Raw genomic sequence first — 21,870 nt, 5'->3', positions numbered from 1 at the left:
CGATGGAGGTTACAGCTATGAATGTCATTGAAGTAGAGAATTTGCGCAAAGAATTTAAGAGCTATTCAAGCCGCTCTGGATTAAAGGGGGCTTTTCGCGATTTATTCACTAGAAACTATAAAATCAACAGAGCTGTTAATGATATTTCCTTTACAGTGAAACAGGGAGAAATGGTGGGTTATATAGGCGAAAACGGCGCAGGGAAATCGACAACGATCAAAATGCTAACAGGGATTTTAACACCGACATCAGGGAAGGTCCTGGTGAACAATATGAATCCTCATAAGGAACGGGAAAAGTTTGTCCGGACAATCGGTGTTGTATTCGGACAGCGTTCACAGCTTTGGTGGGATATTGCTGTTCAAGAGTCATTCAGGCTTTTAAAAAAGGTATATAAAGTGTCCGATCAAGATTATAACGAACATATGGATCATGTCATTAAAACGCTGGATATCGGCCCTTTGTTAGATAAGCCGGTGCGAAAGCTGTCATTAGGGCAGCGGATGAGATGCGAGCTTGCCGCAGCATTAATTCATAATCCTCCTCTTTTATTTTTGGATGAGCCGACGATCGGCTTGGACGTTTTAGTCAAGCTGAAAATTCGTGAATTTTTGAAAGAGATAAATGCCAAATACAAAACAACGATTTTGCTGACGACACATGATATTGCGGATATAGAAGCATTGTGTGAACGCGTCATAATGCTTGATGAAGGAAAGATTATATATGACGGCTCTTTGGACCATTTGCGCGGGAATTGGGGAAAAGGGAAGCAAATTGAATTTCAATTTGCCTCTTCTGTTGATGAATCCCTTTTATTGCAATTAACGAGTGGTTTTCACGTGCAATGGATGAAGGGAGATAAAAGCAATGTTTGGATCGCGCAAATTGCGAATCATGAGGAAATGCCGGAAATCATTAGCCGCGTCATGAAGGCTCAAACTATCGTGGATCTAAGCATTAAAGAAATATCAACGGAGGAGATTATACGCAACATTTATGAAAAAGGTGATGCGAACAGTAACTTAGAAAAGGTGATCATGAATGTCTAAATATTTGGAAATGATCCGCATCCGTTTTTTAATGATGCTCGCTTACAGGACAAACTATTATTCTGGAATTCTCATATACAGCATTAATATCGGTGCTTACTACTTTTTATGGACAGCCATTTATGGGGGAAAAGAAAGCATTCAAGGTTTAGATGCAGCGCAAATGGTGACATACGTGGCAATTTCATGGATGGCAAGAGCATTTTATTTTAACAACATCGACAGGGAAATCGCAATGGAAATTAGAGAAGGAAAAGTGGCAGTGGAGCTGATTCGTCCCTACAATTATCTTGGCATGAAAACGATGCAGGCGTTTGGAGAAGGCGTTTTTCGCCTTTTCTTTTTTTCCATGCCTGGAATGGTGATTGTAAGCTTTATTTTTCCGCTCGAATTGCCGCTTGATTGGCAGGCGTGGTCTTTTTTTGCCATTTCCATATTTTTTAGTTTTGTTATTAATACAGAAATTAATTTATTGACAGGAATCTCAGCTTTTTTCTTATTTAACAACGACGGACTAATGAGAGCGAAACGCGTCATCATTGACTTGTTTTCCGGACTGCTGCTCCCCATTAGCTTCTACCCAGTTTGGGCTCAAGAAATAATGGAATATTTGCCTTTTCAAGCAATCAGTTATATTCCAAGCATGATCTTTACAAAAGGATTCCAAGAAGCTGAAATTACAGACGCTATTCTTTTTCAATTGTTTTGGTCCATTTTATTGATCATTCCAATTTGTGCTATGTGGGCGGTTGCGAAAAGAAAAATGATTATTCAAGGGGGGTGAAAAGATGTTTTATGTGTCAATGTTTTTTCAATATATCGCTCAATATTTAAAAACAAGGATGGAATACAGAGCGGATATGATTGTAGAGATATTGTCTGATCTATTGTTTCAGGCAGTAAATTTAGTTTTCATTCTCGTCGTTTTTGGACATACAGAATCGCTTGGCGGCTGGCAAAGAGATGAAATTATTTTCATTTATGGCTTTTTCTTAGTTCCTTATGCTTTATTCAGCACCTTTTTTAACATTTGGGATTTTAATGAACGATATATTGTAAACGGTGAAATGGATCGCATTTTAACGAGACCGATCCACAGTTTGTTTCAGGTGATATTGGAGAGAATGGAGCTTGAATCGCTTTTTGGCGTTATTACAGGGCTTGTTGTCATGGGGTATGCAGCAGCCCGGCTGAATCTTACTTTTCATTGGTATGACATTTTTATTTTTATTCTATTTGTATTTGGCGGCACCCTTGTCTGCGGCAGTATTTTTGTTGCGCTTGCATCGATTGGGTTTTGGTCGGATGCAAAAACATCGATTATGCCAATGATGTATAACATTGGAAACTACGGCCGCTATCCAGTAAATATTTACAACGATGTGATACGTTTTATTTTAACGTGGATTTTGCCGTTTGCCTTTGTGGGAGTTTATCCGGCTTCCTATTTTTTACGAAAAACGGATTGGTATATTTACGCTTTTTTAACTCCTGTGATAGGCCTTCTGTTTTTTATTTTGTCGGTTATTATTTGGAATATTGGAGTGAAGCGATATCGAGGGGCAGGAAGCTGATCATAGTTTCCTTTCGTTAAGCGATAAAATTCAAAGAGGCTGTTGACATCAGTTTGGTTGACGAACAAGTTTCCTTTAGCTAGTGATAAAATTCAATAAGGCTGAATAACATGTACAAACAATAATTTTCGGGGGAAATTATGGCGATTGTCGTAGGAACAGGGATAATGTTCTGTTTGGTTATGAGCATTCGAACGATGTTTTCTGCTGTGAAAAGAGGTACGTTCCTTACGTTTGAAACTGTATATTTAATTGCTTTAGTATATGCCTCTTTTTTGTTAGGATTTGGTGTGATTTATTTAATTTTAACTCAATACGGCTTTCCGATTTTAGCTGAATCTGGGCGGCCTCTTTATGGGACGTATTTAGAAAATTTAACCACCTGCTTATACTTTAGTGCAGTTACGCTGTTTTCTGTAGGCTATGGGGATATCACTCCTTTCGGCATTGGAAGGTGGATTGCAATTGTACAGGCGATGATTGGCTACATATTGCCTACGGTTGTTGTTGCCAAAACAATGATTGATATTGAGAAGAAACAATAGTTGTAACATGAAGCGAAATTCGGTACGCTGAAGATAAAATGAACAACTGGAGGGATTAGATATGGCAGCTGAAGTGGGAAAGCCTGCACCAGATTTTGAGCTGACTGCTGACACTGGAGAAAAAGTAAAACTTTCTGATTTTAAAGGAAAATATGTAGTGCTGTATTTTTACCCGAAAGATATGACTCCGGGATGCACAACGGAAGCGTGCGATTTTCGCGATAAATATGAAAGCTTTCAAGAGCTTGATGCCGTCATTTTAGGAGTAAGCCCTGATCCGCAGGAACGACATCAAAAATTTAAAGAGAAGCACGGGCTCCCTTTTTTGCTTCTCGTTGATGAAGATCATAAAGTTGCGGAACAATACGGAGTATGGAAATTAAAGAAAAACTTTGGAAAAGAATACATGGGAATCGAACGATCTACTTTTATTATAGACAAACAAGGAATATTAGTGAAAGAATGGCGAAAAGTAAAAGTGAAAGGACATGTTGAAGAAGCTCTCACATTTATTCAAAATAGAGAAGAATGACAGCAAATGATTTGCTCTGTTCACCCTATGTTGTCAAGGCGGGCATTTGTGCCCGCTTTTTCCCGTGCAAAAGCGAAAATCTTTTTCTTAAATTGGTGCATTTTTTCAATGGATAGATAAAATGTTCTACTAAATTAAACGCTCCCATTGACAAAAGTCTTATAATCAATGTACACTAATTATAAATATTATAAAGTAATAATGATACAAAATAAGAATGTTTTCAAGAAATGAGGTGCATGGCGATGTCAGACAATACGTTAAAGGAAGCTCTTGAAATTTTAAAACAAACGGGAGTCCGCATCACTCCGCAGCGTCATGCGATTTTGGAGTATTTAGTTAATTCAATGAATCATCCAACTGCTGATGATATATATAAAGCGTTAGAAGGTAAGTTTCCAAACATGAGTGTTGCAACTGTTTATAACAACCTTCGGGTATTTCGTGAAGTTGGACTGGTAAAAGAATTAACGTATGGCGATGCATCTAGTCGATTCGATTTTGTGACAACGGAGCATTATCATGTCATTTGCGAGGAATGCGGAAAAATCGTTGATTTCCATTATCCAGGTTTAGACGAGGTGGAGGATCTTGCAGAGCATGTAACGAACTTTAAAGTTAGCCACCACCGAATGGAAATATACGGGAAATGCCCTGCATGTCAGCAAAAAGAAAAAAATATGCACTGAGAAAGCTGGTAGGAAAACAAACTATCAGCTTTCTCTTTTCCTTGATTTACGATTGTACTTTTCGTCGAATTCTTTGCCTTCAAGCTCTTTATCAAGAGTCAAAGGCTCTCTGCAATACATGCACATATCCACACGACCGAGCATTTTTGTCACTTTCCCGCATGAAGGACATACAACTTGAACAGCTCTCGTCGATAGCATCCCGATCCAGAAATAGACGACAGTACTTCCGATGATGGATAATAAACCAAGCAGCATGAAAATGGTCATGACCCATACATGTTCTCTGAAAAAGATGCCTATGTACATAATGATAAAACCAACAAATACTAAACTTAAGGCAAAAGTGCGGATTTTATTTATTTTGCTTGTATATTTTTTAGCCATTGTACAAACCTCCTGAACACTACTATAGCATATTTTCACTTTTTTTTCGTCACAGAACGGCCAATTGCTAACAGTATTTCTTTTTTTATTTATAGAAGCTTTTGTTTAATGTGTTTTATTCAGACAGCGGATGAATAAATGATTTGCAGCGAATCTATATACACTTAAAGAAAGGACTCGCCATCCAGATACATTAGCTGTATTATTTAATAGAAAAAGAATGCTGCTTCTCTGCAATCCGATTATTTGGCCTTTGCTTTGCTGCTGTTGTTTATACAAACCTCCGATAAACCTTTGATTATAAAATATTATGGATTACTTAATGAAAAGGCAGCACTCAATATAGCAACAAATTTTTTAGGCAGTAGCCGGAGAATTATCGACTGATGTTTAAATAATGGAAAAATATTGTTTGACTGGAACGAGTATCTTTCCGATCTGAATCGAGCGTTAAAATACATTACCATTTCGGGGCGGAAAAGTTACCATCGTCGAAGATAATCAGGAACTCAACCAGAAGAGAGAAAGTGGAAAAATTCAGTTGAATTTGCAAAATTAATTAGACAGTGTTGGCTAAAGGAAAAGCATTGTTGATGCAAAACGATATCTTTGAAGCATATAATCATATTGTTGCTGCACTGCATCACTTGTAAAGACCGGAAGTGATCGGTTTCTGGTTGCTATATGTGCTCAAGTAAACCAAGCTGTATAAATAATTGAATTAATTGAATATGATAAAGGGCAGTATAAAAACGTTTCAAATTATTTTTATATTGCGTTTGGCTGTCTAATCCGTTCAATAGCTGATTTCTGTGCGGCTCAAAAAATGTTTTTCCGAGTTATTTGAACATCTTAAAGTCAGACTGTATTTTGCGGATTAAGTGTGCTGCTGGAATATTTAATCGAGCGGATTCAGTTGTTTAGAATCAAAGGAACAGGCGTTGGCAGTTTTTATTGATTTTTTTTAAAAAAAAGTGTTGACACTAAAATTTCATGATGATATATTATAAAGCGTCGCTGTTGAAAAGATGAATAATCTTCGAAACAGCAAAATAATCTATAAATGTAAGTTTAAAAATTTTATTCCGATTGTTGACATAACTTCATTTATCTGCTAGAATAAAAAACCTGATCGGAAATGATCTTTGAAAACTGAACAAAACGAAAAGCGTGCCTGTTGATTCTAAAAGAGCATTTGGTAACAAACTTTTTTTGGAGAGTTTGATCCTGGCTCAGGACGAACGCTGGCGGCGTGCCTAATACATGCAAGTCGAGCGAACCGAAGGAGCTTGCTCCTTTAGGTTAGCGGCGGACGGGTGAGTAACACGTGGGCAACCTGCCCTGCAGACTGGGATAACTTCGGGAAACCGGAGCTAATACCGGATAACACCGAAAACCGCATGGTTTTCGGTTGAAAGGCGGCTTTTAGCTGTCACTGCAGGATGGGCCCGCGGCGCATTAGCTAGTTGGTGAGGTAACGGCTCACCAAGGCGACGATGCGTAGCCGACCTGAGAGGGTGACCGGCCACACTGGGACTGAGACACGGCCCAGACTCCTACGGGAGGCAGCAGTAGGGAATCTTCCGCAATGGACGAAAGTCTGACGGAGCAACGCCGCGTGAGCGAAGAAGGTCTTCGGATCGTAAAGCTCTGTTGTCAGGGAAGAACAAGTGCCGTTCGAACAGGGCGGTACCTTGACGGTACCTGACGAGGAAGCCACGGCTAACTACGTGCCAGCAGCCGCGGTAATACGTAGGTGGCAAGCGTTGTCCGGAATTATTGGGCGTAAAGCGCGCGCAGGCGGTTCCTTAAGTCTGATGTGAAATCTCGCGGCTCAACCGCGAGCGGCCATTGGAAACTGGGGAACTTGAGTGCAGGAGAGGGGAGCGGAATTCCACGTGTAGCGGTGAAATGCGTAGAGATGTGGAGGAACACCAGTGGCGAAGGCGGCTCTCTGGCCTGTAACTGACGCTGAGGCGCGAAAGCGTGGGGAGCGAACAGGATTAGATACCCTGGTAGTCCACGCCGTAAACGATGAGTGCTAAGTGTTAGAGGGTATCCACCCTTTAGTGCTGCAGCAAACGCATTAAGCACTCCGCCTGGGGAGTACGGCCGCAAGGCTGAAACTCAAAGGAATTGACGGGGACCCGCACAAGCGGTGGAGCATGTGGTTTAATTCGAAGCAACGCGAAGAACCTTACCAGGTCTTGACATCCCCTGACAACCCTAGAGATAGGGCGTTCCCCTTTCGGGGACAGGGTGACAGGTGGTGCATGGTTGTCGTCAGCTCGTGTCGTGAGATGTTGGGTTAAGTCCCGCAACGAGCGCAACCCTTGACCTTAGTTGCCAGCATTCAGTTGGGCACTCTAAGGTGACTGCCGGCTAAAAGTCGGAGGAAGGTGGGGATGACGTCAAATCATCATGCCCCTTATGACCTGGGCTACACACGTGCTACAATGGGTGGTACAAAGGGCAGCGAAACCGCGAGGTGGAGCGAATCCCAAAAAACCACTCTCAGTTCGGATTGCAGGCTGCAACTCGCCTGCATGAAGCCGGAATCGCTAGTAATCGCGGATCAGCATGCCGCGGTGAATACGTTCCCGGGTCTTGTACACACCGCCCGTCACACCACGAGAGTTTGTAACACCCGAAGTCGGTGGGGTAACCCTTACGGGAGCCAGCCGCCGAAGGTGGGACAAATGATTGGGGTGAAGTCGTAACAAGGTAGCCGTATCGGAAGGTGCGGCTGGATCACCTCCTTTCTAAGGATATATACATTGAAATAGGGTGCGCTTTTCCGTTTTGTTTAGTTTTGAAGGATCATATCCTTCCTGATTGTTCTTTGAAAACTGGATAACGGAAAGACATTCACGAATAGATCGCTCATGTTAGGAAGAAACGGTTAAGTTAGAAAGGGCGCACGGTGGATGCCTTGGCACTAGGAGCCGATGAAGGACGGGACAAACACCGAAATGCTTCGGGGAGCTGTAAGTAAGCGTCGATCCGGAGATGTCCGAATGGGGGAACCCACTGCCCGTAATGGGGCAGTATCCATACCTGAATCCATAGGGTATGGAGGGCAACCCGGGGAACTGAAACATCTAAGTACCCGGAGGAAGAGAAAGCAACAGCGATTCCCTGAGTAGCGGCGAGCGAAACGGGAACAGCCCAAACCAAGAGGCGTGCCTCTTGGGGTTGTAGGACACTCGATTAAGGAGTGACAAAGGAACGGGGTAGACGAAGAGGTCTGGAAAGGCCCGTCAGAGAAGGTAACAACCCTGTAGTCGAAACTCCGTTCCCTCCCGAGTGGATCCTGAGTACGGCGGGACACGTGAAATCCCGTCGGAAGCAGGGAGGACCATCTCCCAAGGCTAAATACTCCCTAGTGACCGATAGTGAACCAGTACCGTGAGGGAAAGGTGAAAAGCACCCCGGGAGGGGAGTGAAAGAGAACCTGAAACCGTGTGCCTACAAGTAGTCAGAGCCCGTTAACGGGTGATGGCGTGCCTTTTGTAGAATGAACCGGCGAGTTGCGATTTCGTGCAAGGTTAAGCCGAAAGGCGGAGCCGCAGCGAAAGCGAGTCTGAAGAGGGCGAAATAGTACGAGGTCGCAGACCCGAAACCAGGTGATCTACCCATGTCCAGGGTGAAGGCAAGGTAACACTTGCTGGAGGCCCGAACCCACGCACGTTGAAAAGTGCGGGGATGAGGTGTGGGTAGGGGTGAAATGCCAATCGAACTTGGAGATAGCTGGTTCTCTCCGAAATAGCTTTAGGGCTAGCCTCAAGGGAAGAGTCTTGGAGGTAGAGCACTGATTGGACGAGGGGCCCCCATCGGGTTACCGAATTCAGTCAAACTCCGAATGCCAATGACTTATCCTTGGGAGTCAGACTGCGAGTGATAAGATCCGTGGTCAAAAGGGAAACAGCCCAGACCGCCAGCTAAGGTCCCAAAGTATACGTTAAGTGGAAAAGGATGTGGAGCTGCTTAGACAACCAGGATGTTGGCTTAGAAGCAGCCACCATTTAAAGAGTGCGTAATAGCTCACTGGTCGAGTGGCTCTGCGCCGAAAATGTACCGGGGCTAAACGTATCACCGAAGCTGCGGGTTGACACCGTTGGTGTCAGCGGTAGGAGAGCGTTCTAAGGGCATCGAAGCCGGACCGGAAGGACCGGTGGAGCGCTTAGAAGTGAGAATGCCGGTATGAGTAGCGAAAGAGGGGTGAGAATCCCCTCCGCCGAAAGCCTAAGGTTTCCTGAGGAAGGCTCGTCCGCTCAGGGTTAGTCGGGACCTAAGCCGAGGCCGAAAGGCGTAGGTGATGGACAACAGGTTGATATTCCTGTACCACCTCCTCACCGTTTGAGCAATGGGGGGACGCAGGAGGATAGGGCAAGCGCGCGGCTGGATGTGCGCGTCCAAGCAGTTAGGCTGGCAAGCAGGCAAATCCGCTTGCCGTGTGCTTGAGCTGTGATGGCGAGGGAAAGGAAGTACCGAAGTTCCCGATTCCACACTGCCAAGAAAAGCCTCTAGCGAGGTGAGAGGTGCCCGTACCGCAAACCGACACAGGTAGGCGAGGAGAGAATCCTAAGGTGAGCGAGAGAACTCTCGTTAAGGAACTCGGCAAAATGACCCCGTAACTTCGGGAGAAGGGGTGCTCATCAAGGTGATAAGCCATGATGAGCCGCAGTGAAAAGGCCCAGGCGACTGTTTAGCAAAAACACAGGTCTCTGCGAAACCGTAAGGTGAAGTATAGGGGCTGACGCCTGCCCGGTGCTGGAAGGTTAAGGGGAGCGCTTAGCGAAAAGCGAAGGTGCGAACCGAAGCCCCAGTAAACGGCGGCCGTAACTATAACGGTCCTAAGGTAGCGAAATTCCTTGTCGGGTAAGTTCCGACCCGCACGAAAGGCGTAACGATCTGGGCACTGTCTCAACGAGAGACTCGGTGAAATTATAGTACCTGTGAAGATGCAGGTTACCCGCGACAGGACGGAAAGACCCCGTGGAGCTTTACTGCAGCCTGATATTGAATGTGGGTACAGCTTGTACAGGATAGGTAGGAGCCAGAGACGCGTGAGCGCCAGCTTGCGCTGAGGCGACGGTGGGATACTACCCTGGCTGTACTGACATTCTAACCCGCGCCCCTGATCGGGGCGGGAGACAGTGTCAGGTGGGCAGTTTGACTGGGGCGGTCGCCTCCTAAAAGGTAACGGAGGCGCCCAAAGGTTCCCTCAGAATGGTTGGAAATCATTCGGAGAGTGCAAAGGCAGAAGGGAGCTTGACTGCGAGACCTACAAGTCGAGCAGGGACGAAAGTCGGGCTTAGTGATCCGGTGGTTCCGCATGGAAGGGCCATCGCTCAACGGATAAAAGCTACCCCGGGGATAACAGGCTGATCTCCCCCAAGAGTCCACATCGACGGGGAGGTTTGGCACCTCGATGTCGGCTCATCGCATCCTGGGGCTGTAGTCGGTCCCAAGGGTTGGGCTGTTCGCCCATTAAAGCGGTACGCGAGCTGGGTTCAGAACGTCGTGAGACAGTTCGGTCCCTATCCGTCGCGGGCGCAGGAAATTTGAGAGGAGCTGTCCTTAGTACGAGAGGACCGGGATGGACGCACCGCTGGTGTACCAGTTGTCCCGCCAGGGGCATCGCTGGGTAGCTATGTGCGGAAGGGATAAGCGCTGAAAGCATCTAAGCGTGAAGCCCCCCTCAAGATGAGATTTCCCATCGCTAAACGCGAGTAAGATCCCTTGAAGATGACGAGGTAGATAGGTCCGAGGTGGAAGCGTGGTGACACGTGGAGCTGACGGATACTAATCGATCGAGGACTTAACCAAGAAAGAGCATCTATTCGTGAAGGAACCGTTATCTAGTTTTGAAAGATCATGTTTAAAAAGGAATTGACAACTACGGTCAAAAAGTTATAATAGTAGTTGTCTATCCACTGAATGGAACAAATGAATACAATAATTTGCTTGGTGGCAATGGCGAAGAGGTCACACCCGTTCCCATCCCGAACACGGAAGTTAAGCTCTTCAGCGCCGATGGTAGTGAGGGTCTATCCCTTGTGAGAGTAGGACGCTGCCAGGCAATCACTTTACAATAGAAAAGAAGTTGTAAGTTTATTTCTTTCAATTTGATTCAGCCTATAGAAAATGAGGCATTCTACATAATAGTAATATCAGCTAGTCTTCTTTTACATTCCGCAGTAGCTCAGTGGTAGAGCATTCGGCTGTTAACCGAACGGTCGCAGGTTCGAATCCTGCCTGCGGAGCCATTTGGAGAGCTGTCCGAGTGGTCGAAGGAGCACGATTGGAAATCGTGTAGACGGTCAACGCCGTCTCAAGGGTTCGAATCCCTTGCTCTCCGCCAGAATGAAATTTTTGGCCCGTTGGTCAAGTGGTTAAGACACCGCCCTTTCACGGCGGTAACACGGGTTCGAATCCCGTACGGGTCACCATGGAGGATTAGCTCAGCTGGGAGAGCACTTGCCTTACAAGCAAGGGGTCGGCGGTTCGATCCCGTCATCCTCCACCATGTACATAGTAAATAAAATGAATATTAATGAATTTCGGCGCTAGGGCCACAGCATGTTATGATATGTATACATAATTTTTGTGTGAAGAGTGTTTATTGTTTTATCGGCGCGGGGTGGAGCAGTCCGGTAGCTCGTCGGGCTCATAACCCGAAGGTCGCAGGTTCAAATCCTGCCCCCGCAACCAATGGTCCCGTAGTGTAGCGGTTAACATGCCTGCCTGTCACGCAGGAGATCGCGGGTTCGATTCCCGTCGGGACCGCCATAAAAGGCTCGGTAGCTCAGTCGGTAGAGCAAAGGACTGAAAATCCTTGTGTCGGCGGTTCGATTCCGTCCCGAGCCACCATTATATGTATACATATGCCGGTGTAGCTCAATTGGTAGAGCAACTGACTTGTAATCAGTAGGTTGGGGGTTCGATTCCTCTCGCCGGCATTTTTTACAATCGGAGGGGTAGCGAAGTGGCTAAACGCGGCGGACTGTAAATCCGCTCCCTTAGGGTTCGGCGGTTCGAATCCGTCCCCCTCCACCATGATAGGGGCATAGTTTAACGGTAGAACAGAGGTCTCCAAAACCTCCGGTGTGGGTTCGATTCCTACTGCCCCTGCCATTTATAAGATGGCGACTGTGGCGAAGTGGTTAACGCACCAGATTGTGGCTCTGGCATTCGTGGGTTCGATTCCCATCAGTCGCCCCATATTAATATCATTGGGCTATAGCCAAGCGGTAAGGCAACGGACTTTGACTCCGTGATGCGCTGGTTCGAATCCAGCTAGCCCAGCCACCTTTTAAATTTAAGTGCGGAAGTAGTTCAGTGGTAGAACACCACCTTGCCAAGGTGGGGGTCGCGGGTTCGAATCCCGTCTTCCGCTCCAATAATGGCGGCATAGCCAAGTGGTAAGGCAGAGGTCTGCAAAACCTTTATCCCCGGTTCGAATCCGGGTGCCGCCTCCATTACAAGCCGGGGTGGCGGAATTGGCAGACGCACAGGACTTAAAATCCTGCGGTAGGTGACTACCGTACCGGTTCAAGTCCGGTCCTCGGCACCAGTGAGGAATTGCATCAATATCATTACGCCGATGTGGCGGAACTGGCAGACGCGCACGACTCAAAATCGTGTTCCCTTGCGGGAGTGTGGGTTCGACTCCCACCATCGGCATCATTAGTATCCGATATCTCACGATCAAAAATCGTGGAAGCTTTAAAACGACTGCAAACGCAGTCGTTTTTCATTTTTTGGAAAACCGGAAGAATCCGATAGAATTCGAAAAAATTTTGCACGGCTATTTTGTATGGTAGAGCTCCTCCATTGCAACGTCTACCTGCCGGGATTCTTTTTGCTCCATCTCGTCCAAAATGTGTGAATACGTCTGCAATGTTGTCACAATGTCCTTATGACCAAGATGTCGAGAAACGTATTTAATATTCACCCCTTTATATAGGAGCATTGATGCGTGAGTGTGGCGAAGGCCATAACAAGTAATTGGCTTAATCCCGATCGTACCGCCTTTGTTTTTTGTCATGTAGACACCTCATTTTTTAGTCTATTATTACTATAATAATCTGTGTCTACTTTTAGTCTAACATTACTTGTTACCTATTCTCTTCATCATACTCCAAAAATAGGTCTTGTAAATCTCCATTAATTGGTTCATTATTATTGTTAATTGTCACTTTAAACTCAATATCCTCTTCTCCTATTGATACTACCCCATCTAACACCCCTAAAATATTAGATACAGCATCCACTTCTACTTGTTCGATTATTTTAAATAATATTTCTTTATTTATATCTGATAGTTCTGAATAAAACATCAACGCTTCTTTCCAATAAGGGTCTGTAACTTCATTAATATCAGTATTATTGAATATATCTCGATAAAAATTACGATTTTCTTTTATAATTGACTGATGTAAAAGTTTAACAAACTCTTCTTTATTCATATATCTCATCTCCTTCTCATCTCTGGATACAATTGTTTATTTAATTCAATTAATTTTCGAAGTTGAGAATTAGGAATGTCTGGATATACTCTTCTTAACTCCATTATATCTCTTGCTAATAATTGTCTTACACTCTCAATTCCTTTTGAACTTCTCAAAACTATTCCCCTAGGACCTTTTCTTGTATGTCCAGCTTTTGGTATTAATATTGCTGGTGCATTATTTGGATCATAATTTCGAATGAATTTTTTCATAATTGCTTTTTGTCCAACATGATGTGCATCTAACCTCGGTACACCTTTTATTTCTTTATATAATCCTACATCATACTTACTAAATTTACCCGTACCCTTACCGTCCACCTCATCCCCAGTTTTGCCAATCATGTTAATCGCAGTTTCTTTTACTTCTTCCTTAGCCTTGCTCATCCATGCGCGGGACGCTGGACCAATTCCCGCCAAGGCTAGCTGCCATTGGACAGACGAAACGCTGGTAAGACGGTCATCCCATTGCTTATTAAAATATCGCAGCGTTTTGGTAATCGGCGCTTTCACGACTTGGAGGTACGCCGCTTGAAAGACAGACATCATTTTATCATAGCGGAGAACATATTTCATTTGCGGGACCAATTTCGAAACATCCGCTGCTATCCCGGCCGCTTTCGCTCCTTTGATCCCCGCTTTTCCAGCGATTCCTGCCCCTTTGGCTGGAGGAATGACGGACAACAATAACATTCCTCCCGTAACCAGGCGGTCCCATCCGGATATCCGTTCTCCAGTAATCGGGTCGTATTCTCCAAACAATCGATGCAAGTCATACCAGCCAAGAAGCTCCAGACCGAATTCTTTTATGTTGTCCGCGAGCGTTTGGTCTGCCTGTCTGATGGACGCGGCCGTCTGATACAGCAGTTCCTCCGCTTCATTCAGCTTTTCTCCATAGCGGTCGAGCCAATGAATCAGTTCGTCTGTAAGCTCGCGGATGGCGGCGGAACCGATGCCGGGAATCTCCATGGCTAAAAAGAGGGAATCTCCTAGGAAAGCAAGGTCCGCGCGCATTGTATAGGGCATTGCTCTATATAGTTTATTCGAAGCGCTCCTTGAGGAATAAACAATCCGCTTGAACTTTTTGTTCAAGCGGATTGTTTATTTATCGATGTATTAGGGAACCTTGCTTCACACACTATAACAAAATTACTTTACCGTAATACTAGGAGGATATATTGATAATATTTCAATTACATCATTAGAAGTTAAAAATACATAATGTTCTACCTCTCTTGACTCGTATATACCGCAACTTTCTTTATGAAACCATTTCAAGTATTCTGAGTTTTTAACTTTAAATAAAGACCAATCACTATAAAAATCTGTACCGTAATATTGATCTAAATAGTTTAGCGTTTCTAATAACGAACCTTCATCAGTATTTCTAAACGATAATACTCCTTCTTTAAAATTCACTACAACTTTTTTTTCACCATTTTCATCACTAAATTCTAAAATAACACCATCTTTACCATCCAAAAGCATATCATTATAAATTGTTGAAGGTATATCATCTAGCGGTATCCATCTTTCCCATTGTTCCATAAAACTTCCTCCATATTTGTTTTCTAGTAACGAAACTTTATTCTCTTCTTGCCATCTTGAATTTCAAGTGTAGGACGGCCATCACTACTTCTCTTTCTAACAATAACTGTTCTTCCATCCTTTAAAATACCTACTTTGAGGTCAGGCGTATCCTTAGTAATTTTAGGTCCCAACGAGTGAAAGTCATTCATTGCTTCACTAAATCCACCAGATAACTCATACTGAATAGTTCTTCCTTTTGTTGCTCTTCCAGGCTTAGCAACTTTAATTAAATCATCAACTGTTTTGCCAGTACCCTTAGTGCTAAGTTCAATGCCATCGTTGCCTGCTTTACCTTCGCCTAGATTTAACCCCGTCTTCTCACTCAGATAAGCTCGAACTTTATTCTCCAATCCATTGGTGTTCTCGTCCGGAACTTTAACGTTCCCAATCCCTTCCATGGCCAATCCCATTTGCCGGTCAGGGATTGTATTTTTCAGATTGGTCAGGCTATGTCAATTGTTGGGGTGCACTGGATGTGAAATGCTTGATACAGCTGTTCTAAGTTAGACCTTGTATTACTTTGCGTCATCTACTTCTTAAAAACTTTTTACATAATAAGCTTTCTTTAATATGATTTTTTGTATTTACGAATTTAAGAAATAACCGGTGCAAAGTTAAACACCACCATTATCGAAAAAAATCCCCTCATAAGTAAACAGTAAATTGATGCATATTTACTGTCTCCTTATAGGGGATGCTGTCAAGATTCGGCTACTTTTTCCTTTTCGTTCAAATAACCGGATAATAAAAGCCTTTGCTGCCATTATATATTTTGTCTATTATTGATTTTCATCAACAGGCGTGACGGCGTCGTGCAGATATGTTTCTAATTCTTTGCGATAACGGTTTTGCTCCTCTTCTGTCCACTCCAAGTTTTTCGCCATATATTGAATAACGGATTCCTTCCATTGGTGAACTGAATGAATTTCAAAAAATAACGATCCCGTTCTCCGGATAAAGAAGTCCTCAGGCTTTACGACCATCTCTTCTTCCAAACCATATTGAAGCTGCGCTAAAACATCAATCGGTAATTGAAACTCATCTCTTACTTTCTTTAATTCAACTGCCAGTTCAAACACCCGGTCTACATTCGTTCCATATAATCGGACCAATCTTTCCGATTGTTTTCTGCTAAATCCCAATTTTTCTCCCTGTTCAACTTTTTTAGTTACGAACGATTCAAAATTTGTTGAACCTCCGAAATCTCCTCCCGAAATCGGCAGGTTTTTCGTTCTGCAAGGGGAAAATGCTTCGTTTTCTTCCTCTTTTAATAATTTGGCAACAAGATCAACGATCGTTTCTGCCATTTTACGGTATCCTGTTAATTTTCCGCCGGCAATGGTAATAATACCTGAATCAGACGTCCAAATTTCATCTTTGCGTGATATTTCAGAAGGACTTTTTCCTTCTTCATGGATTAATGGTCTGAGCCCGGCCCAGCTTGATTCAATATCTTCCACGGTGATATGGACCGTTGGGAACATATAATTAATGGCCTTAATAAGATAATCTCGATCTTCAACAGTCATTTTAGGATGTGCAATATCCCCATCATAGAAAGTATCTGTTGTGCCAACGTAAGTTTTTCCATCACGCGGAATGGCAAACACCATTCGTCCATCAGGTGTATCAAAATAGATCGCTTGTTTTAATGGGAATCGGCTTTGGTCAAAAACAAGGTGAATTCCTTTTGACAAAATCAAATGTTTTCCTTTTAAAGAGTGATCTTTTTCCCGTAACGTATCGACCCAAGGGCCTGTTGCATTTATAATTTTCTTTGCGAACACTTGATATGATTCTCCTGTTAATTGATCAACAACTTTTACACCTACGGCTTTGCCTTGTTCATAAATAAATTCGTCTACCTTTGCATAGTTAATCGCTTTTGCACCGCATTCGACTGCCTTTTTCATAACTTCAATCGTCAAGCGGGCATCGTCAGTTCGATATTCGACATAATATCCTCCGCCTAATAATCCATCTTGCTTTAATAGAGGTTCTTTATCAATAGTTTGCTCCGCATTCAACATCGTTCTTCGTTCGCTTTTTTTCACATCAGCAAGGTAATCGTAAATTTTCAGTCCAATGGATGTGCTCCATTTACCGAATGTTCCTCCTTTATAAATCGGAAGAAGCATCCATTCAGGTGTAGTTACATGCGGGCCATTTTCATAGACGATCGCGCGTTCTTTCCCAACTTCAGCGACTAACTTCACTTCCAACTGTTTTAAATAACGGAGGCCTCCGTGCACAAGCTTCGTGGAACGGCTTGAGGTTCCTGCGGCAAAATCCTGCATCTCAAATAGAACTGTTTTCATTCCACGTGTTGTTGCATCAAGTGCAATTCCTGCACCTGTAATACCACCGCCAATAATGATGACATCAAACTGTTTTCCATCGACGTCTTTTAATATTTCTTGTCTTTGATAAGCAAATACATTTTTGTTCATTTGTTATTCCTCCTGTGATCCGTCAAAAGTCCTAAAAAAAGAGACCACATACACACTACGCTCCTTCTACAGACGTAATGCTATGTGGTCTCTCCTTGTCTCCAACCGAATATTAACTTTGAATGTATTATAGCATATTCTTCATCTTCTGAAAATTCTTTTGTATGCGAATTTAAAATTCAAAGCTTTTCCCCATAATGAACTTTTCTTTATTCAGTTGATGAAGAATCAGTGTTTGAAGACGCTATTGACACCATCGCACAAGCCATTTTTTCTTCATTCAATTGATGAAGATGGCTTGCGTCTTTCATGCCTTCTACAGCGTTTCTGAAACTGAAAGTCTAAAACTGCCGCCAAAACCTAAAGCATCGAAAAATTGGGTAGGCATTCAAAATAAATTATGACTGTTCAAATTCTTTCCATAATTGCTTATTGGATGTTGTCACGGCTGCAGCACCAGCTTGTAAAGCATTGTTGACATCGTCAATACTGCGGATAAATCCACCAGCGAAGATCGGGATTTGAATTCGTTGATGAATTTCGGCAATAATGCTCGGCATGGCGCCAGGTAAAACCTCAATCACATCGGGCTTTGTTTTTTCTAATAAGGAATAGCTTTTTTCTAAAGCGTTTGAGTCAATGAGAAAAACTCGTTGAATGGCCAATACGCCTTTTTGTTTCGCTTTCAAAACGACACTTGCTTTTGTCGAAAGCAGTCCATAGGGCTTGAAGGACTGGCATAAATATTCGGTTGCGTATTCATCATTTTTAAGACCATGTATTAAATCAACATGCAATAACAAGTTTTTACAATGCTGCTTAGAAATATTGACGATATTTTTCAACTGGGCAATATGGACATCTAATAACACACCATATGCATAGGAACTCTGAAGAAAAATTTCAAAATCCTTCATATTGCGAATCGCTGGAATAATTTTTTGATCTTTATATTCCATTGTTCGTTCCACCTTTTTTATTATTGGCAAAAAATCAGTGTGAATTCAGCTTTCAAACTTAATTGAAACAGAGAAGAGGTCTTTGCTTCAAGTCTCTAGAAAAAAAGAAATCCACAACAAAACACCCCTTCATCCAAACGACTAAAGGGAATTGATGTGGATCTCCTTCTCTCCGCTACAATTTATTAACTTATTTATAATTGTACCATAAACAAAAGCGCTGTCAAAGCAATGAGAACATCCACGCATGATCGTTTACAGGGTGAAAAAAATTTTTTAATCGTGAGATTCATAACTACTATCTTTTTCAAAAAATTTTCCAGTAATCCTGTTAACAAGTATATTAAAATGGAAAAAGGAGGGGATTTCATGTTCATTAAATTAACAGTTTACAAAAAGAACGGTCTTCATGTCCGGATGGCAGCAGCTTTTATTTCGCTGCTTCAAAATCTCATACAAAATAAAGAGATATTAAAAAAGACGTACGTTCTCTATCAGGATAAAAAAGTTCAAGTGAATAATCTATTATCTTTAGTGTCCTTAAAGATTGGACAAGGAGAGGAATTTATCCTGCATTTTGAAGAAAAAATAGACGATCAAATCGTCCAGCAGATAAAAGATTTTTTTGAACAAACGGATCTTGAAGATTCCCAGCAAGCAGAAACAGATCGACTTCTCATGGAAAATTCCATTACCCTTCATGAGGCCATATCTGCTTTACCGAATGGAATCGTCGTTGTGAATAGCGACAATATCATCACTTATGTCAATGCAGCTGCAGCAAAACTTTTGGAAAAAGATCCTCATGAGCTTATCAATCAACGTGCTGACGAAGTGATTCCCCATTCAAGATTGCATGAAGTACTGAAGACAGGAAAAATGGAATTATCCAAAAAGCAAGAAATCAACCATCATACATTGTTAACAACCCGTTCGCCAATTATTTTTAATGGAAAAACGATTGGGGCTGTTGCTATTTTTCAAGATATATCTACCATTGAGAAAATCAGTAAAGAATTGAATGAAGTAAAAGAGCTGCAGCAGCGACTAAATCTTGTTTTAAAGTCCGTCTCAGATTTAATCGGATTAACAGATAAAAATGGAAATTTTATATACAAAAATGATGAAATGGATGTTTTGTTAAAAAATTTAAACAGTGTCCCAAACATTCAATCAATAATCGGGCAACATGAATGGGAAAATATTAAAAGCACTCAAAATCAGATTATGAAACTAATTCAAGTAAACCAACAATCTAGTTATATTACAAAAATAAATCCTATTTTCGTTGACGATGAATTTCGCGGAACAGTTGCCACCATGACTCCATTCGATGATATTAAAAAGCTCCTCGAAAAAATTGATCTAATGGAGCAAAGAACGAAATATTTGGAAATGGAGCTGTCCAAACATCAAGGATTTGATGAAGCATTTCATAAGATCATAGGAAACAGCGAGACATTAAAAGATTCCTTAACAATCGCCGCAAAGGTTGCAAAAACAAATTCGACAGTGATTATTACAGGAGAAAGCGGAACAGGGAAAGAACTTGTTGCTAAGGCTATTCATGAAGCAAGCGACAGAAAGAATAACCTATTTATTCGAGTGAATTGTGCAGCCATCCCTCCTCAATTAATGGAGAGCGAATTATTTGGTTATGAAAAAGGAGCCTTTACAGGAGCGTATAAAACACATCGAGGAAAATTTGAACTCGCTAATAAAGGTACGATTTTTTTAGATGAAATCGGTGATTTAAGTTTGGATTTACAAGCAAAAATTTTACGTGTGCTGCAGGAAAGGGAAGTGGAAAGAATTGGCGGATATGCGCCCATTCAGCTTGATGTTAGGGTAATTACCGCGACTCACCGTGATCTCAAAAAAATGGTAGATGAGGGCAGTTTTCGCGAGGATCTTTATTATCGGTTGAATGTTGTCCCAATTCATCTGCCGCCTTTAAGGGCAAGAAAAGAAGATATTCCGCTTTTGGTGGAGGCGTTTCGAAAACAATTGAATGCTAGATTGGGAAAAAATATCAAAGGGTATGAAAAAGGATTTATGGAAGCATTATGCAGTTACCATTGGCCAGGAAATATTAGAGAATTACAAAATGTGATTGAACGGTTATTTAATCTCGCAGATGAAGAAATTTTGCGATGCAAGGATTTACCTTACTACATCTCGAACCCTCAATGTCAAGAAAATAAAAAAATAATGCAGAAACAGAGTATCAATTTTGGCAACGAAGTGCTGACCTTCAAAGAATATGAAAAACAAATTTTTTCGTTTGCTTGTCAATATTACCCAAGCTATAACCAATTAGCGAAAGCGCTTGGGATCACTCATAAAACGGCAGCTAAAAAAATAAGAGAATATGGATTGGAGCATTTAGTTGGGAAAAAGTATCAAATGGATTGATATTTTTTCCCAATGAACTCGCCATAAAAATATGAAAACGCATCCGTAAAGCGCTTTCGTTGTTGGCATCATTTTTGCATTAATAAAAAGTGCAAAGTTAAGAGGAGGTATGTCTATGAAAAAATTAATCAATGATCCTAATCAAGTAGTTGAAGACATGTTAGCAGGGATGGTTGCGGCTCATTCTAATCGAATGAAGAGATTGCCAAATACAAACGTAATCGTAAGAAAAGATGCACCTATTCAAGGAAAAGTTGGCTTGGTTAGCGGTGGAGGAAGCGGTCATGAGCCTTCACATGCTGGTTATGTAGGTAAAGGAATGCTAGACGGAGCGGTATGTGGAGAAGTGTTCACTTCCCCAACCCCAGATCAAATTTTTGAGGCGATTCAAGCGGTTGATAGCGGAAATGGGGTGTTATTGATTATTAAAAATTACACTGGCGACATTATGAATTTTGAAATGGCTGCCGAAATGGCTGAAGCAGAAGGAATCAACGTAGCAAAAGTGGTTGTGAATGATGATGTAGCTGTGGAGGATAGTACATATACGACAGGCCGGCGGGGAATAGCAGGTACGGTTTTTGTTCATAAAATTGCCGGTGCATTAGCGGAGAAGGGTGCAACGCTAAAAGAAGTAGAAGCAGTAGCTAAGAAAGTTGTGGAAAATGTGCGGTCAATGGGAATGGCCTTAACTCCATGCACTGTTCCAGCAGCAGGAAAACCTGGCTTCGAGCTCGGAGAAAATGAAATCGAAATTGGAATGGGGATTCACGGAGAACCTGGCATTGAAAAAACACAAATCCAGCCAGCGGATGAAATCGCACAAATACTTCTTGAAAAAATTTTAGATGACTTAAAACTTGAGGAAAACGACAAGGTTGCGGTCATGATCAACGGTCTAGGTGCAACACCATTAATGGAATTATATATTATGAACAAAAAAGTCTCTGAGGTCCTAAAGGAAAAGAACATTTATATACATGAAACGTTTGTTGGTGAATTTATGACATCGCTTGAAATGGCTGGCTGCTCTATTTCGTTATTAAAATTAGACGATCAACTCATTGAGTTGTTAGACGCACAAGCGGATACAATCGCATTCAAAAAATAGCAATCTCGCTTTCTTACAGTCTGCCTATAGAAGGAATATGAGGAGAGATGA

15 protein-coding genes, 16 tRNA genes, 3 rRNA genes and 1 pseudogene are annotated in these 21,870 nt (G+C 42.3%); 27 read left to right on the top strand and 8 right to left on the bottom strand.

From position 1 onward, the window contains the following. The first annotated feature begins 17 nt into the window (after nucleotides 1-17). From NSU02_RS16005 to perR, 6 genes are all read left to right on the top strand, one after another. Nucleotides 18-1,052, top strand: a complete 1,035-nt coding sequence (locus tag NSU02_RS16005) for an ATP-binding cassette domain-containing protein (protein ID WP_063386255.1) — start codon at nucleotides 18-20, stop codon at nucleotides 1,050-1,052. Then, nucleotides 1,045-1,836 carry a hypothetical protein gene (locus NSU02_RS16000; RefSeq protein WP_063386254.1) on the top strand — a complete coding sequence of 264 codons (792 nt, stop codon included), beginning with the start codon at nucleotides 1,045-1,047 and terminating at the stop codon, nucleotides 1,834-1,836. Before NSU02_RS16005 ends, NSU02_RS16000 begins: the two co-directional genes overlap by 8 nt. Before the next feature lie 4 nt (nucleotides 1,837-1,840). Further along, entirely contained in the window at nucleotides 1,841-2,626 is a 786-nt protein-coding gene (locus NSU02_RS15995) for an ABC-2 family transporter protein (RefSeq protein WP_063386253.1), read from the top strand. Between the two features lie 140 nt (nucleotides 2,627-2,766). After that, nucleotides 2,767-3,171 carry an ion channel gene (locus NSU02_RS15990; protein WP_063386252.1) on the top strand — a complete coding sequence of 135 codons (405 nt, stop codon included), beginning with the start codon at nucleotides 2,767-2,769 and terminating at the stop codon, nucleotides 3,169-3,171. Between the two features lie 61 nt (nucleotides 3,172-3,232). Next, a complete protein-coding gene (bcp, locus tag NSU02_RS15985) occupies nucleotides 3,233-3,703 on the top strand; it encodes a thioredoxin-dependent thiol peroxidase (protein WP_063386251.1) in 471 nt (156 codons plus the stop codon). Nucleotides 3,704-3,948: 245 nt separating this feature from the next. Next, on the top strand, nucleotides 3,949-4,392 hold the full coding sequence (gene perR / locus NSU02_RS15980; RefSeq protein WP_186439264.1) for a peroxide-responsive transcriptional repressor PerR: 444 nt from the start codon (nucleotides 3,949-3,951) through the stop codon (nucleotides 4,390-4,392). A 24-nt stretch (nucleotides 4,393-4,416) separates the two neighbouring features. On the opposite strand, the gene NSU02_RS15975 is transcribed toward perR, so the two are convergent. Continuing rightward, complete coding sequence (locus NSU02_RS15975; RefSeq protein WP_063386249.1) at nucleotides 4,417-4,779, bottom strand: YgzB family protein; 363 nt, start codon at nucleotides 4,777-4,779, stop codon at nucleotides 4,417-4,419. 1,209 nt (nucleotides 4,780-5,988) lie between these two features. On the opposite strand from NSU02_RS15975, the gene NSU02_RS15970 reads away from it, so the two are divergent. The 19 genes from NSU02_RS15970 to NSU02_RS15880 all read left to right on the top strand — a co-directional run bounded on the left by NSU02_RS15970 (nucleotide 5,989) and on the right by NSU02_RS15880 (nucleotide 12,468). Further along, nucleotides 5,989-7,541, top strand: a 16S ribosomal RNA gene (locus NSU02_RS15970). 138 nt (nucleotides 7,542-7,679) lie between these two features. Next, nucleotides 7,680-10,611: ribosomal RNA gene (locus NSU02_RS15965) — 23S ribosomal RNA — on the top strand. Between the two features lie 137 nt (nucleotides 10,612-10,748). Then, nucleotides 10,749-10,864: ribosomal RNA gene (rrf, locus tag NSU02_RS15960) — 5S ribosomal RNA — on the top strand. Together the 16S, 23S and 5S rRNA genes with 16 tRNA genes alongside form the textbook arrangement of a ribosomal RNA operon. 112 nt (nucleotides 10,865-10,976) lie before the next feature. After that, nucleotides 10,977-11,051: transfer RNA gene (locus NSU02_RS15955), tRNA-Asn, on the top strand. Nucleotides 11,052-11,054: 3 nt separating this feature from the next. Next, nucleotides 11,055-11,146 (top strand) — tRNA-Ser (locus tag NSU02_RS15950). A 13-nt stretch (nucleotides 11,147-11,159) separates the two neighbouring features. After that, nucleotides 11,160-11,234: transfer RNA gene (locus NSU02_RS15945), tRNA-Glu, on the top strand. A 1-nt stretch (nucleotide 11,235) separates the two neighbouring features. Beyond that, a tRNA-Val gene (locus tag NSU02_RS15940) sits at nucleotides 11,236-11,311 on the top strand. A gap of 108 nt (nucleotides 11,312-11,419) precedes the next feature. Continuing rightward, nucleotides 11,420-11,496: transfer RNA gene (locus NSU02_RS15935), tRNA-Met, on the top strand. A 2-nt stretch (nucleotides 11,497-11,498) separates the two neighbouring features. Continuing rightward, a tRNA-Asp gene (locus NSU02_RS15930) sits at nucleotides 11,499-11,574 on the top strand. 5 nt (nucleotides 11,575-11,579) lie between these two features. Continuing rightward, nucleotides 11,580-11,655, top strand: a tRNA-Phe gene (locus NSU02_RS15925). Between the two features lie 16 nt (nucleotides 11,656-11,671). After that, nucleotides 11,672-11,744, top strand: a tRNA-Thr gene (locus NSU02_RS15920). A 12-nt stretch (nucleotides 11,745-11,756) separates the two neighbouring features. After that, nucleotides 11,757-11,841 (top strand) — tRNA-Tyr (locus tag NSU02_RS15915). 4 nt (nucleotides 11,842-11,845) lie between these two features. Continuing rightward, a tRNA-Trp gene (locus NSU02_RS15910) sits at nucleotides 11,846-11,919 on the top strand. Nucleotides 11,920-11,930: 11 nt separating this feature from the next. Continuing rightward, a tRNA-His gene (locus NSU02_RS15905) sits at nucleotides 11,931-12,006 on the top strand. A 12-nt stretch (nucleotides 12,007-12,018) separates the two neighbouring features. Then, nucleotides 12,019-12,093, top strand: a tRNA-Gln gene (locus tag NSU02_RS15900). Nucleotides 12,094-12,109: 16 nt separating this feature from the next. Beyond that, a tRNA-Gly gene (locus NSU02_RS15895) sits at nucleotides 12,110-12,184 on the top strand. Between the two features lie 5 nt (nucleotides 12,185-12,189). Beyond that, nucleotides 12,190-12,263 (top strand) — tRNA-Cys (locus tag NSU02_RS15890). A gap of 6 nt (nucleotides 12,264-12,269) precedes the next feature. Further along, nucleotides 12,270-12,358: transfer RNA gene (locus tag NSU02_RS15885), tRNA-Leu, on the top strand. A 26-nt stretch (nucleotides 12,359-12,384) separates the two neighbouring features. Further along, nucleotides 12,385-12,468, top strand: a tRNA-Leu gene (locus tag NSU02_RS15880). Between the two features lie 124 nt (nucleotides 12,469-12,592). Here the strand turns inward: NSU02_RS15880 and NSU02_RS15875 are convergent. The 7 genes and pseudogenes from NSU02_RS15875 to NSU02_RS15845 form a co-directional block, all read right to left on the bottom strand. Further along, nucleotides 12,593-12,802, bottom strand: a pseudogene (locus tag NSU02_RS15875) (tyrosine-type recombinase/integrase); the annotation flags it as partial. A gap of 100 nt (nucleotides 12,803-12,902) precedes the next feature. Then, nucleotides 12,903-13,253, bottom strand: coding sequence for a transposase (locus NSU02_RS15870; RefSeq protein ID WP_339193279.1), 351 nt, complete (start codon nucleotides 13,251-13,253; stop codon nucleotides 12,903-12,905). A 5-nt stretch (nucleotides 13,254-13,258) separates the two neighbouring features. Then, nucleotides 13,259-14,320: a pre-toxin TG domain-containing protein gene (locus NSU02_RS15865; protein ID WP_339193278.1), complete on the bottom strand. Its 1,062-nt coding sequence runs from the start codon at nucleotides 14,318-14,320 to the stop codon at nucleotides 13,259-13,261. 123 nt (nucleotides 14,321-14,443) lie between these two features. Then, nucleotides 14,444-14,842, bottom strand: coding sequence for a hypothetical protein (locus tag NSU02_RS15860; RefSeq protein WP_063387201.1), 399 nt, complete (start codon nucleotides 14,840-14,842; stop codon nucleotides 14,444-14,446). Nucleotides 14,843-14,865: 23 nt separating this feature from the next. After that, complete coding sequence (locus tag NSU02_RS15855) at nucleotides 14,866-15,282, bottom strand: hypothetical protein (protein WP_094244561.1); 417 nt, start codon at nucleotides 15,280-15,282, stop codon at nucleotides 14,866-14,868. A gap of 381 nt (nucleotides 15,283-15,663) precedes the next feature. Next, complete coding sequence (locus NSU02_RS15850) at nucleotides 15,664-17,334, bottom strand: glycerol-3-phosphate dehydrogenase/oxidase (RefSeq protein WP_339193277.1); 1,671 nt, start codon at nucleotides 17,332-17,334, stop codon at nucleotides 15,664-15,666. Between the two features lie 398 nt (nucleotides 17,335-17,732). Continuing rightward, nucleotides 17,733-18,293 (bottom strand): glycerol-3-phosphate responsive antiterminator, encoded by a 561-nt coding sequence (locus tag NSU02_RS15845; protein ID WP_066250997.1) that lies wholly within the window; start codon nucleotides 18,291-18,293, stop codon nucleotides 17,733-17,735. Between the two features lie 369 nt (nucleotides 18,294-18,662). On the opposite strand from NSU02_RS15845, the gene NSU02_RS15840 reads away from it, so the two are divergent. Continuing rightward, nucleotides 18,663-20,708: a sigma 54-interacting transcriptional regulator gene (locus NSU02_RS15840; protein WP_339193276.1), complete on the top strand. Its 2,046-nt coding sequence runs from the start codon at nucleotides 18,663-18,665 to the stop codon at nucleotides 20,706-20,708. Between the two features lie 115 nt (nucleotides 20,709-20,823). Continuing rightward, nucleotides 20,824-21,819: a dihydroxyacetone kinase subunit DhaK gene (gene dhaK / locus NSU02_RS15835; RefSeq protein ID WP_311066451.1), complete on the top strand. Its 996-nt coding sequence runs from the start codon at nucleotides 20,824-20,826 to the stop codon at nucleotides 21,817-21,819. Nucleotides 21,820-21,870 lie beyond the last annotated feature (51 nt).

The sequence above is a fragment of the Aeribacillus sp. FSL W8-0870 genome (assembly GCF_037963755.1).
In the GTDB taxonomy this organism is placed as follows: Bacteria; Bacillota; Bacilli; order Bacillales; family Aeribacillaceae; genus Aeribacillus; species Aeribacillus composti.
The sequence above is the reverse complement of the archived record's forward strand: the minus strand, read 5'-3'. Positions and strand labels throughout refer to the sequence as shown.